10 protein-coding genes are annotated in these 12373 nt (G+C 72.0%); 8 read left to right on the top strand and 2 right to left on the bottom strand.

What is annotated here, in order from left to right; all coding sequences use genetic code 11:
* Positions 1-253 precede the first annotated feature (253 nt).
* The 3 genes from EAS64_RS07175 to EAS64_RS07165 all read left to right on the top strand — a co-directional run bounded on the left by EAS64_RS07175 (position 254) and on the right by EAS64_RS07165 (position 6725).
* Positions 254-478 carry a WhiB family transcriptional regulator gene (locus EAS64_RS07175; protein ID WP_187365788.1) on the top strand — a complete coding sequence of 75 codons (225 nt, stop codon included), beginning with the start codon at positions 254-256 and terminating at the stop codon, positions 476-478.
* Positions 479-618: 140 nt separating this feature from the next.
* On the top strand, positions 619-5136 hold the full coding sequence (locus EAS64_RS07170) for a glycosyltransferase family 2 protein (RefSeq protein ID WP_145851845.1): 4518 nt from the start codon (positions 619-621) through the stop codon (positions 5134-5136).
* The gene (locus EAS64_RS07165; protein ID WP_145851844.1) at positions 5136-6725 is read left to right on the top strand and encodes a DUF5719 family protein; all 1590 of its coding nucleotides are present in this window, start codon (positions 5136-5138) and stop codon (positions 6723-6725) included. Before EAS64_RS07170 ends, EAS64_RS07165 begins: the two co-directional genes overlap by 1 nt.
* Before the next feature lie 9 nt (positions 6726-6734).
* Here the strand turns inward: EAS64_RS07165 and EAS64_RS07160 are convergent, their stop codons facing one another.
* The gene (locus tag EAS64_RS07160) at positions 6735-7142 is read right to left on the bottom strand and encodes a metallopeptidase family protein (protein WP_342782019.1); all 408 of its coding nucleotides are present in this window, start codon (positions 7140-7142) and stop codon (positions 6735-6737) included.
* 265 nt (positions 7143-7407) lie between these two features.
* Between EAS64_RS07160 and EAS64_RS07155 the strand changes: the two genes are divergently transcribed.
* From EAS64_RS07155 to EAS64_RS07135, 5 genes are all read left to right on the top strand, one after another.
* Positions 7408-7905: a DUF3499 domain-containing protein gene (locus tag EAS64_RS07155; protein ID WP_145851842.1), complete on the top strand. Its 498-nt coding sequence runs from the start codon at positions 7408-7410 to the stop codon at positions 7903-7905.
* Between the two features lie 113 nt (positions 7906-8018).
* Complete coding sequence (locus tag EAS64_RS07150; RefSeq protein WP_145851841.1) at positions 8019-9383, top strand: phosphomannomutase/phosphoglucomutase; 1365 nt, start codon at positions 8019-8021, stop codon at positions 9381-9383.
* Between the two features lie 107 nt (positions 9384-9490).
* Positions 9491-9658 carry a Trm112 family protein gene (locus EAS64_RS07145; protein ID WP_187365736.1) on the top strand — a complete coding sequence of 56 codons (168 nt, stop codon included), beginning with the start codon at positions 9491-9493 and terminating at the stop codon, positions 9656-9658.
* Between the two features lie 7 nt (positions 9659-9665).
* Entirely contained in the window at positions 9666-10895 is a 1230-nt protein-coding gene (locus tag EAS64_RS07140) for an SIS domain-containing protein (protein ID WP_145851840.1), read from the top strand.
* Positions 10896-10959: 64 nt separating this feature from the next.
* Positions 10960-11940, top strand: coding sequence for a cation diffusion facilitator family transporter (locus EAS64_RS07135; RefSeq protein WP_145851839.1), 981 nt, complete (start codon positions 10960-10962; stop codon positions 11938-11940).
* On the opposite strand, the gene EAS64_RS07130 is transcribed toward EAS64_RS07135, so the two are convergent.
* The gene (locus EAS64_RS07130) at positions 11918-12346 is read right to left on the bottom strand and encodes a MerR family transcriptional regulator (protein ID WP_145851838.1); all 429 of its coding nucleotides are present in this window, start codon (positions 12344-12346) and stop codon (positions 11918-11920) included. The genes EAS64_RS07135 and EAS64_RS07130 overlap by 23 nt on opposite strands.
* Positions 12347-12373: the final 27 nt, after the last annotated feature.

The following is a 12373-nucleotide window of genomic DNA, read 5'->3' as shown; positions in this document are numbered from 1 at the left end:
GGCAATCACGGATCGCGACCGCCTCGGTGCACTGTGAAGTTTTTTGGAGAACTTACCGCACATCTTGGACAAGCAGGGGGCCACTATCACCTTTCTCGCTTGACTTAAAGCAAGACACGCGGGTGTAATTTCATTGGTGTGATTCTCACCGCCACGGGAATGGCGGTGGGCGTCAAAGGGGGCTCCGAGAGGGAGGATGCGCATGACTGAGGTCATCGTCCCGCTGGCGCAGGTTGAGATCCGTCCTGAGGACATGGATGACCTGGGCTGGCAGGACCGGGCGCTGTGCGCGCAGACGGACCCGGAGGCGTTCTTCCCAGAGAAGGGCGGCTCCACCCGGGAGGCCAAGCGGGTCTGCCGGAGTTGCGAGGTTCGTGCAGAGTGCCTTGAGTATGCGCTTGAGAACGATGAGAGATTCGGCATCTGGGGCGGGTTGTCCGAGCGTGAGCGCCGCCGCATCAAGCGGGAAGTCGGGTAGCCGGGCAACGGGACATCTGACCGTAATCCTGCCGGGGTCCTGCGGGCGCTGTAAAGTTCACAACGTCCCTGTGGGGAGGGCTAACCGGTACGTCTGCCGTCTCCCTGGGCGGCCCTCACCCCCGACCTGCGCTGGACCTCTTGTCAACTAATGCACCGCAAACCAGGCATGCCGTTACCGCGATCGTCATCGCGCACGACGGCGCTCGCTGGCTGCCCGGCCTGGTCCAGGCGCTCCGCGCGCAGACCTACCCGGTCGAGCAGACCGTCGCCGTGGACACGGGGAGCCGCGATCGCAGCGGGGCCGTCCTGGCCGAACTGATCGGCCAGGACTCGGTGTTCGGCATGGACCGGTCCACCGGCTACGGCGAAGCGGTCGAGGTCGCTCTCCGGCACGCGGCCAAGCGCCGTTCCGGACGGACCGACCCGAACATCAACCGGGTCGACTGGATCTGGCTGCTGCACGACGACTGCGAGCCCGCCCCCGACGCCCTGGAGCGGCTGCTGCGGGCGGCGAGCAGGGACCGCTCCGTCGCGGTACTCGGGCCGAAGGTGCTCGACGGCCAGGATCGCAGGACCCTCCGTGAGGCGGGCATCTCGATCGACCGCGCAGGGCGCCGGATCACCGGCATCGAACCGGGGGAGATCGACCAGGGTCAGCACGACCACAGGAAGGCCGTGCTCGCCGTCGGCTCCGCGGGCATGCTCGTCAGGCGCGACGTCTGGGAGCAAGTCGGCGGGTTCGACACCAGGCTCAAGCTGTTCCGCGACGACGTTGACTTCTGCTGGCGTGTCCAGGGGGCTGGCTACCGCGTGCAGGTGGTCACCGACGCGGTGCTGTACCACCGTGAGCTGTCCGCGCGGCGGCGCAGGCCGGTGGAGTACGGCAACGCGCGCCGGATCGACCGGCGCAACGCGCTGTTCGTGCTCGCCGTGAACCTTCCGCTGCTGCCCATGCTGCGGATCGTCGGCGGCAGCGTCGCCGGGTCCCTGGTCCGCGCCGCCTACTTCCTGCTCACCAAGCAGCTTGACCTGGCAGCCGCCCACGCTTTCGCGGTCGCCGGGCTGTTCGGGCACCCGGTCAGGCTCTTCCAGGGCCGCCGCCGCCGTGCCAGGGGACGCGCGGAGGGGTACGCCGCGGTCCGCCAGTTCATCCTGCCTGCGCGCACCCTGTTCCGGCTGGCGGAGAACATCGCCGGGCTGGTGTCGAACGGCCCGCCGCAGGCATCGGACGGCAGGCATCAGGCGAGCGCGGAAGAGTCGGAAGAGGACGAGCAGTTCGTCGACACGCAGTCAGTCGTGCGCCGGATCATCGGCCATCCCGGCGTGCAGCTCTTCGTCTCGCTGCTGATCGTCTCGCTGGCCGCCGAGCGCAGGCTGCTCGGCACCAGCCCGCTCGGCGGCGGTGCCCTGGTGCCCGCCTGGGGCGGCGCGTCGGCCCTGTGGCACGAGTACCTCGCGGGCTTCCACGCGGTCGGCGTGGGCTCCACCGCGTCCGCACCGCCCTACCTTGCAGTGGTCGCGGCGCTCGGCACCGTGCTCGGCGGCCAGGCATGGCTGGCGGTCGACGTCCTGCTGCTCGGCTGCGTGCCGCTGGCCGGCCTGACCGCGTACCTGGCCAGCCGCTTGCTGGTCACCGCCACCCCGGCCCGGGTGCTGCTCGCCGCCTCGTATGCGCTGCTCCCCGTCGCCTCCGGCGCCGTCGCCGCAGGCCGCCTCGGCACCGCGGTTGCCTTCATCGTGCTGCCGCTCGCCGCGGTCAGCGCCGGCCGGATGCTCACCGCGGCGCCCCGCCAGGCGCGCCGCGCGGCGTGGGCGACCGGATTGCTCGTCGCGCTCGCGGCCGCGTTCGCGCCGCTCGCCTGGGTTCTCGGGGTGGCGTTCGCGGTGGCCGCGGTGGCCGTGCGGCGCTGGCTCGTCGCCGGCGACCCAGTCAACGCGCTGATCGTCGCGGTCGTCCCGTTCCTGCTGCTCTTCCCCTGGTCGCTGCACCTGCTCGGCAGCCCGTCCGCCTTCCTCTCCGAGGCGGGCCTGTCCGCCCAGGGGCTGACCACGGCCAGGCTGTCACCCGCGGCGCTGCTGGCGCTCAGCCCCGGCGGCCCCGGCTTGCCGCCGCTGTGGGTCACGGCAGGGTTCGCGCTCGCCCTGCTCGCGACCGTGCTGCCCGCCCGGCGCACGGGGATGATCATCGCGGGCTGGGCCACGGCCATCGCGGGCCTGCTCACCGCGGTGCTCGTCAGCCGGGCCAGCGTGACGCCGGCGGCCGGCGGCCAGCCCGCCGCGGGCTGGCCTGGTGTCGCCCTCGCGGTCGCGGCTCTCGGGCTGCTCGTCGCGTCCGCGCCCGCCGCTCAGTGGCTCGCCATGATCATCCCGAACGGCAGCGGCAACCTCCCGCCCGCACCAGGCGACCCTCAGCCGCAGGCAGGCCCCGCGGGCGGCTACGGCCGGTCACGCAGGCTGCTCGCCTGCGTCGCGCTGGCCGCCGCCGCTACCGCGCCGCTGCTCGTCGCCGTCTACTGGGTCAAGGACGGCGTTCGCGGCCCGGTCGGCAGCATCAGCGCGCCGCTGCTGCCCGCCTTCGTGTCGGCCTCATCGACCGCCGCGTCCGGCCCGCAGTACCGGACGGTGATCCTGCGGCCCGCCGACGGTACATCTTCCGGCGGGGGCAGCGGCCTCGTCCGCGGCGGCCTCGACTACCTGGTCGTCCGGCAGGGCGACCCGACGCTCGGTGAGCCGGAACTGGCCGTCGCCCCGGCGGCCCAGGCGGCGCTGAGCCGGGAGGTCGCGGCCCTGGCCGCACCGGACGGCGCGGACGCAGGCGATCCCGGGCTCGTGCTCGGCGACTTTGGCATCAGGTACGTGCTGCTGCCTGGCCCGGTAGATCCCGTGCTCGCCCAGCGGCTCGACGCGGCGCTCGGCCTCGTGGCGTTGAGCAAGGCGCCGACCTATGACCTGTGGCAGGTGACAGGCCCGGTGGCGCGGGCGCGCGTGGTCGCGGCTGATGGCACGACGACGGCGCTGGCATCCGGCACGGTAAGCATGAGCGGCGCGAGTGCCCCGGCCAGCGGCGGCACCCTGGTGCTGGCCGAGCCGTACGGCGGCTGGACCGCGAAGCTGAACGGGCGGGCGCTCACGCCTGTCAAGACGCCCGTCGACGGGTGGGCTCAGGGCTTCGTGCTGCCGGCCGGCGGCGGCAAGCTCTCGCTGGCAAGGAACGATCTCGCGCGCGTCGCCTCACTGGTCGCCGAACTGCTCGCGCTGCTCGTCATCTGCGTGCTCGCCCTGCCCGGCAAGCGGGCCGATCCGGTGGAAGAGGCCGAGGCCCTGGCCGCCCTGCGGGAGGCCAGGCAGGGCAGGCGCGCGGCGGGCACGGCGGGGCGCGGCGAGCGGACACCGCGTTCTGCCGGCACGGGCCGCCGTGCGGCGCTCGCCAGTGCGGCTGCGGGCGCGGGCAGGCTCGGCCTTGCCCGCAAGCGCCTGCCGGGCCGGCGGGCCGTCGGCGCCGACGACGAGACGTTCGACACAGACAACGAAACCGGCACCCTGACGACGGCGGCAGACGACGCGATGGCAGTCACAGCCAGCGCCGCTGGCCTTGACCCCGCGGGTGGCGGTTCCCGGCGCGGGACAGGCACATCTCGCGAGCCGTGGGACATGACGGGCGACTGGGTGGCACGCTCCGCCGAGCAGGCGGACGCGAGGGCCTCCGAGTCCAGAAGCACCGGCTCTCGCGCCGCGGGCTCCTGGGACCCAGGCGACCCGTGGACGGATGACGATCTCGGTGCCACGACCCAGTGGGCGCGGCGCGACAGCGGATCTCAGCCGCAGGCGCAGGACGGCGAAACCGGCGCCACGACGGGCCGGAGACGCCAAGACGGCTGGGGGACCAGCCCGCGGCGCGCGCCAGGGGAGCCGGAGACGGAGTCCCCGCTCTCCTCGAACGGCACACAGCCGCACAGGGCCTGGGAAAACAGCGCGTGGGACAGTGGCCCGCAGCAGCCCGTCTCCGCGACGGGCTCGCGGCCAGCCGCCTCCAGCGACGGCCAGCCGCGCTACGCCTGGGACAGCGGCCCGCAGCGCCGCGTCTCGCCGACCGGCTCGCAGCCCGGCGTGCCGGGCGGCGACCAGTCGCGCGACTCATGGCCGAGCGGTCCGCAGCGGTCTCTCCCAGGGACCGGCCCGCAGCCAGCCACGTCGACGGGCGGTCAGCCGCGTTACCCGTGGCGGAGCGGCCCGCAGCGGTCCGTTCCCGAGACTGGCTCGCAGCCGGCCGCGCCGAACGGCGGTCAGCCGCGTGACCGGTGGCAGAGCGGCCCGCAGCGCTCCTTTCCTGGGACTGGCTCGCAGCCTGCCGCGCCCACGGGCGACGAGGCTGCGCAACGCGCGCCGTGGGAGTCTCCCGACTGGGGCGCGGACTCGGGCTGGGGGGCGACCACGGACCGCGGTGCCGCAGCGGACCGGGACGCGAGCAATGACTGGGGCGCCAGTCCCGAGCGTGAGGACAGCGCACCCTCCGTTCCCGAACCGGGGACTGGATCAGGGCCCTGGCCCGTCGCGTCGCGGCCCGCCAGGTCGGAGCGCGGTTCGCACCGGGCGTCCAAGCACGGCAAGCCGAGCCGCTGGCGCGGTGCAGGCGACCGATCGGGCGGTGAGTCCTGATGCGGCGCCTCGCCCTGCTCGGCGCGGTGCTGCTCGCCCTGGCCGCCGTGACCGGGGTCGCTTGGGCGACCCGGTCGGACGGGACGGGAACCAGCGCCAAGACGAGCGCACAGGCTGCCGCGGTGACCTCCGTCACCAGGTCCTGCCCGCCGCCCGCGTCCGGAACGGCGCGCATCGCGATGATCGCGATGCCGTCCCAGACGAAGGCCGCAAAGTCCTCGTCCGCAACGCCGGCCGGCAGCGCCACGCTCAGCATGGTCCTCGCCGAGCCGTCGGCCGGCGCCACCGCGCCGGCGACCAAGACCGCCAAGCCGTCGGCCAGCAAGGCGTCAGGCACCGCGACTTCCGGCACCGCGACTTCCGGCACCACGGCATCCCACGGCGGCAAGTCGAAGAGCAAGCCCTCGGCGAGCGCACGGCCAAGCGCGACGGGTCCGGTCTCGGTGTCCGCGCCTGGGACGGTGGCGCTGCTCAGCGAGCCGGGCACCGGCGGCTCGACGGTCGCGGCTACCGGCCAGATGGCGGAAGGCCTTGAGGCCGAGCAGTCGGACGCGTCCGGCATGGGCCTGGTGAGCTGCACCCACCCGGGCTCCGACATGTGGTTCGCGGGCACTGGTACGTCAGCGGGCGCCTCCGCCGTCCGGCTCTACCTGATGAACACCGCCACAGTCACGGCGAGCGTCGACGTGACCATCCTCACCGACACCGGCGAGCAGGAAGGCCTGAACAGCGCCGTCACGGTACCGCCGGGCCAGTCCGCGACCGTGGACATCACGCCATACGTGCACGGCTCGCAGGCGCTCGCGCTGCACGTGCAGGCGGCCATCGGCCAGGTGGCCGCGGCGGTCTGGGAGGGCGCCAAGGGCGGCGGGGCCTGGCTGCCGCAGGCGGCCGCGCCCGCGACGACCCTGGTCATCCCGGGACTGACCGTGGCGAGCAGCGCGGCACGACTCTTCGTGACCGTGCCCGGTTCGACCGACGCGCAGCTGACGGTAGTGGCCTACACGCCGGCGGGCAAGGCCGTTCAGTTCCCCGGCGCGCCGGTGGACGCGTCGGCTGGCGCGACGACCCCGCTCGCTCTCAGCTCCCTCGGCGCCTCGGTGGCCGGGCTGAAGCTCACCTCCAACGTGCCGATCGTGGCCGGAGTGCTTATTCCCGGTGCCGGGATCGGCTCGTTCACCAGCGCGGCCGCTCCGGTCGTCGAGCAAGGGGTGGTCGCGGGCAACCCGGCCGTCAAGGGCGACACGGTGGGCTTGCTGCTCACCGCGCCGTCCGCCGCCGCCCAGGTCAGCATCTCGGTGATCAGCTCCGACGGCACGGTCACGGCGCCGGCGGCCGATCAGTCGGTGACGGTGAAGGCCGGCCATTCCCTGGCAGTGGCGGTGCCCCGCCCGCCGGGCAGCAGAAAGCCGTTCGCGATCGTGATCAAGCCGCAGGCAGGATCGGGTCCGCTCTACGCGGTCCGGGTGGTGACCACGGGCACCGGAGGCCTGTCCGCGCCCGTGGCGTCGCTGCTGACGGTGCCGAGCGCGCTGACGTCGATCACCCTGCCCCCGGTGGGGAGCTCCTATCGCGCGGTGCTGCCCTAGGACGTGTGGTCAGTCGAGACCGCCGCGATAGCCAGGATCCACGGTTTCGGGGTCGAGGCCGAGGAAGCTGGCGAACTCCTCAACGACCACGTCGAATACCAGGTCGCTGAGCTCGCCGTCGCTGTCCGACCTGGCCATCAGGGGACGCCGGTAGACCACGATGCGCGCAGGCGTGGCCGGGCGTCCTGGGTCGCCCGAGTCCGGTGTCCCTGGCACTGTCCTGGCGAGCGGCAGCGGGCCGCTGTCGTCGACGAGTTCCTCGGCCTCGGGAACCTCTTGGACCGCGAACTCCACCCCGGCGAGCTCGGCCTCCCAGCGCGACTCGAGACGTGCCACGGCGTCGAGAACCATGTCATCGAACTGTTGTGACCTGGTTCTGTACAGCGGCACTGCCGGCGGTACGAGGCGGCCGCGCACGCCGCGACCATGCCGGTCCCGCCGCCGGAGCCGGGGCGGCTGAGCAGCGTCGTTCTCACCGCGGTGCATAGTTACCGAGAGTATCGCCGCCGCGTAGCCGGCTGGTAGCGCCGAGCCAGACAAAACGACACGATCGCGAACCATGCCCGGGTGGTGGCATAACAGCCTCCGGGTAGGTACCGTCAGCCGTTGTGAGCGATAGCGAATACCTGCGGGGGGTCCAGGGGGCTATCGTGACCTCAACGGATCTGGTGAGCGAGGTGGGCTGGTGAATTCCCGTTGCTGCTCACGTACCGCCTGTAAGCAGACTCCCGTCTACACGCTCACATACGTGTACAAGGACTCGACGGCCGTGCTCGGCCCGCTTGCGGCCTACGTTGACCCGCATTCGTGGGATCTGTGCGAGATGCACGCGGCCCGGCTCGTGGTCCCGCGCGGCTGGGACGTGGTCCGGCTGCCGCCAGACCCGGCCCAGGAGCGGGCCGATGACCTCGAGGCGCTCGCCAACATCGTGCGCGACGTGAGCCGCGCCGAGCGTGCCGCCGCGCCCCGTCCCGCGGCACAGCAGTATCCGGCGGCCCAGCCGTATCCAGGGGCGCAGCCGAGACAGGCGGCCTCCGCCCGCCAGGCGTCACCCGCGCCGCGCCAGGGGTCCCAGCAGCGGCCTGCCGCCGCGGAGCCGGTCGGCCAGGGTGTCGAAGTGGGCCGCCGCGGCCACCTGCGCGTGGTGCGGTCCGCGCCGGCGCCGCAGCCCGAGACCTAGCGCCGGGTCCGCTGCCCGGGTCCCTGCCGCCCCGGTCCTAGCCGCCCCACGGATCCCCAACCGATAGGTTTGGTCCTGGAAGGTTGAAGGGCTCACCAGGAGGCGGGGCGAAAGTGTCGGATCTGGACAAGATCTTCAAGGCTTATGACGTTCGGGGGCTGGCTCCCGACGAGCTTGACGAGGCCGTGGCCGAAGCGGTCGGCGCGGCGTTCGTGCGGCTGACCGGGGCCACGACCATTGTCACCCTGCACGACATGCGCACAAGCAGCGAGCCGCTTGCCGCCGCGGTCGGCCGCGGCGCGGTGTCGCAGGGGGCCGACGTGATCTCTGGCGGGCTCGGCTCGACAGACATGGTGTACTACGCGAGCGGGTTCCTCGACATTCCCGGCGTAATGATCACCGCGAGCCACAATCCGGCCAAGTACAACGGGATGAAGCTCTGCAAGGCGGGCGCCAAGCCGGTCGGCATCGAGACCGGGCTCGCCGAGATCAAGAAGATGGTCGCCGACGGCGTGCCCGGCTACCCGGGTGAGCCGGGCACGGTGACGAGCAAGGACCTGCTTCCCGGCTACGCCGAGTACCTCAAGAAGCTGGTGGACATCTCGAGCATCCGCCCGCTGAAGGTCGTGGTGGACGCGGGCAACGGGATGGGCGGCTACACGGTGCCGACCGTATTCGAGGGACTGCCGATCACGACGATCCCGCTGTACTTCGAGCTCGACGGCACGTTCCCCAATCACGAGGCGAACCCGATCGACCCGGAGAACCTGCGCGACCTGCAGGCGGCGGTCAGAGAGCACAGGGCCGACATCGGCCTGGCCTTCGACGGCGACGCCGACCGCTGCTTCGTCGTGGACGAGCGCGGCGAGATCGTCAGCCCGTCGGTGCTCACCGCGATGATCGCGAGCAGGGAACTGGCCAGGGAGCCGGGCGCGACCGTGATCCACAACCTGATCACCTCACAGGCGGTGCCCGAGGTGATCAGCGAGCACGGCGGCATCCCCGTGCGCACCAGGGTCGGCCACTCGTTCATCAAGGCGAAGATGGCCGAGACCAACGCGATCTTCGGCGGCGAGCACTCGGGCCACTTCTACTTCAGGGACTTCTGGTTCGCCGACTCGGGGATGCTGGCCGCGCTGCACACGCTGGCCGCACTTGGCCACGGCGACCGGCCGCTTTCCGCCATCCTCAGCGAGTTCGACCGCTACTCGGCCAGCGGCGAGATCAACAGCGAGGTCACCGACCAGGCGGGCACCACGCGGCGGGTCAAGGAGATCTACGCGCAGCAGCCGGGCGTGACCACCGACGAACTCGACGGCCTCACGGTCTCCGGCGACGGCTGGTGGTTCAACCTTCGCCCGTCCAACACCGAGCCACTGCTGCGGCTGAACGTCGAGGCGGCCAGCGAGGTCGAGACGGCGGCCATCCGTGACGAGGTGCTTGGCATCGTGCGTGGAACAGGAACCCGTTCGGAGTAAATGCTTCGCTACCGCGGCCCGGCGGCGGATCGCGGTAGCCTGCACGCCGTCACCGGCGGGCCTTGTGAGATGAATAAACGCAGCCGATGGACCAAAGAGGATTGATCATGGAACTCGAAGACTGGCTGATCGACATCATCGTCTGCCCGAAGTGCCGGGCCAGCCTGCGGGCCGATGACGCCGCGAGCGAGCTTGTGTGCACCGGATGCGCCCTCGCCTATCCTGTTCGCGACAACATCCCTGTCCTGCTCGTCGACGAGGCGCGCCAGTCGTGACCTGCTCATGAACACGCCGCACGGCGGTGCGTCGCTCGCCGCCTTCCGCCTCGATGACCTCGAGCTCGTGGAGGCGGGCGATCCGGGCGGGATGCTCCGCCAGGTCGCCTCGTCCGCCGCGCAGGTTCGCACCGCGCTCCGCGCGTGCGCCGAGGCCGACCTGTCCGCGGTGCATCCCGACACCCGGCCGCGCGCGATCGTGGTGGCCGGCTCCGGCGGTGCCGGCGGCGCGACGTTCGCCTGCGACGCGGTCGCGGCCATCTGCGGGACAGGAGCGCCGGTGCAGGTCACCGGCGTTTCCGGGTATCAGCTCCCCGGCTGGATCGGCGCGGCGGACCTGGTGATCGCCGTGTCGAGGTCCGGGCACACCGCCGAGGCGCTGGCGCTCGCCACCGAGGCGGCCAGGCGCGGCTGCGACCTGGTGGGCGTCGGCGCACCCGGTTCACCGCTCGCGGATCTCGCCGCACGGGCCAGGGGTACGTTCATCCCGGTGACCACGGTGGGCCCCGCTCGCGCGATGCCCTGGGCGCTCACCGTGCCGCTGCTGGTCATCGCGGCCAGGCTTGGCGTGGCACGGATGGACGACGCGGCATACGAGGCGGCGGCCGTGGCGATGGAGGACGTGTCGCACCAGTGCCGCCCGTCGAGTGAGTCCTTTGTCAACCCCGCCAAGTCGCTCGCGCTCGACCTGGTAGGGCGACTCCCGATGATCTGGGGCGGTTCGCCGCTTAGCGCGGCGGCGGCCCGCAGGTTCGCGTCGCAGCTCGCAGCGAACGCCAAGCACCCGGCGCTGATCGGCCTGCTGCCCGAGGCCGGGCACGACCAGGCCGCGGTGTTCGACGGGCCGTACGCGCCGGTGCCAGAGCCGGCCTTTCCCGAGGCGGAGGACATCGGCTCCTTCGGCGGCGGGGATTTCGCCGATTTCACGGACCCTGGCGGCTCGGACCTGGACGGTCCCTCGCTCGACGAGGCATCGCTGCGGCTTGTCCTGCTCGCGGACCCGGCGGGTGAGCATCCGACTGTGGCGCGCACCAGGGCGGCGGCGGCCGGGCTCGCCGAGGCCAGGGGGATCGACGTTTCCGAGATCACGATGGACGGCGGCGAGCCGCTGCGGCGGCTGGCGGTGACGGTCCAGTTGCTCGACTACGCGTCGGTGTACCTCGGGATCGCGGGCGGCATCGACCCGCTGGCGATCGCCGCGATCAAGGACCTGAGGGAGCTGGCGGGTCGCGAGTGATAAAAGCCGACAAAGCTTCGGAAGTCGTTAAGAGACCGGCGTCGCGGCTGGGTATGCTACGCCGGTGAAGTCCGTCGTCGCCGCGCTCGCGGCCAACCTGGGCATCGCGATCGCGAAGTTCGCGGCGTTCCTCATCACCGGGTCGGCGTCGATGCTCGCCGAGGCGGTGCACTCGGTGGCCGACACAGGCAACGAGGTGCTGCTGCTCGTCGGCCACGGCCGGTCGCGGCGCGCCAGGACGACGGAGCACCCGTTCGGCTTCGGCCGGGAGCGGTACTTCTATGCCTTCGTGGTCGCGGTGATGCTCTTCACCGTCGGCGCGGTCTTCTCCCTGTACGACGGCATCCACAAGATCATCAATCCGGGTCACCTGGAATCGCCGATCGTCGCGTACGTGGTGCTCGGTTTTTCCGCGGTGCTCGAGTCACTGTCGCTGCGCACCGCGATCGGAGAGGCGAACACTGCGCGGCAGGCCGGACACGGCTGGCGGCAGTTTGTGCACCTGACCAAGGTGCCGGAACTCCCCGTCGTGCTGCTCGAGGACAGCGCCGCGCTGACCGGACTCGGCTTCGCCTTCCTCGGCGTGCTGCTGTCCCAGCTGACCGGGGACACCCGCTGGGACGGCGCGGGCTCCGTCGCGGTGGGCCTGCTGCTCGGCTGCGCCGCGTTCATCGTCGGCTACGAGACCAAGAGCCTGCTGATCGGGGAGTCGGCCTCGCCGGAGACGTCGGCGCAGATCGTCGCCGCGGTGGAGAGCGGGCCAGAGAAGTTCCGGGTCATCCACCTGCGGACCTCGCACATCGGCCCGGAGACGCTGCTGGTCACGGCGAAGATCGGGGTACCCGCCGAGATCACGGCCAGGGAACTCACGGCGGGCATCAACGCGACGGAGGAGCGAATCCGCGCCGCGGTGCCGATCGCAGAGCTGATCTACCTGGAGCCCGACCTCTACCATCCGGAAGAGGCCGACGCCTCCGACCCGTCCGTCGCCATCGTCAGCGAAAGCCGCCGCCGCTTCCGGCTCAGGGCGTCCCGCCGTTCCTGAGATTGCTGGCGTTCCTGAGATTGCTGCCGCTCCTGAGGTTGCTGGCGCTCCTGAGGTTGCCGAGCGCGCGCAGCGCCCGCTCCTTCTCGAAGTCGAGCGCGCGGCCCGCACCCGGCCCCGCGGGAACGTGACCGGTGCGCCTGCCGAGGTCGGCGACGGCCGCGCGGGCCGCGGGGTCAGTCAGCACCCGCAGGCCGAAAGCGAGCGCGGCGGGCGTGATGTCGAACCGGCGCTCGATCGCCAGGGCGGCGGTGATTGCCGCCAGGTCCTCCTCGGTGAACTGGCGGTGCGCGGGCCCGCGTCCGGTGGGCCGGTCCCGCAGCGGCGGAAGCAGCCCGAGATCCTCCCGGTAGCGGAGCATCCGGGGGGACATGCCGAGCCGCGCGGCGGCCTCAGTGATGCGCATGAGTAACAATCTAACATTCTGCCGTCA

This window comes from Trebonia kvetii (assembly GCF_007827045.1).
Taxonomy (GTDB): domain Bacteria; phylum Actinomycetota; class Actinomycetes; order Streptosporangiales; family Streptosporangiaceae; genus Trebonia; species Trebonia kvetii.
Note: the sequence above shows the minus strand (reverse complement) of the source record. Positions and strands in the feature narration are given on the sequence as shown.

Excerpts from the sequence above, each read along its gene's own strand:
- EAS64_RS07175 (WP_187365788.1), top strand. The coding sequence starts at position 254 with ATGGATGACCTGGGCTGGCAGGACCGGGCGCTGTGCGCGCAGACGGAC.
- EAS64_RS07165 (WP_145851844.1), top strand. The coding sequence starts at position 5,136 with ATGCGGCGCCTCGCCCTGCTCGGCGCGGTGCTGCTCGCCCTGGCCGCC.
- EAS64_RS07145 (WP_187365736.1), top strand. The coding sequence starts at position 9,491 with ATGGAACTCGAAGACTGGCTGATCGACATCATCGTCTGCCCGAAGTGC.
- EAS64_RS07140 (WP_145851840.1), top strand. The coding sequence starts at position 9,666 with ATGAACACGCCGCACGGCGGTGCGTCGCTCGCCGCCTTCCGCCTCGAT.
- EAS64_RS07130 (WP_145851838.1), bottom strand. The coding sequence starts at position 12,346 with ATGCGCATCACTGAGGCCGCCGCGCGGCTCGGCATGTCCCCCCGGATG.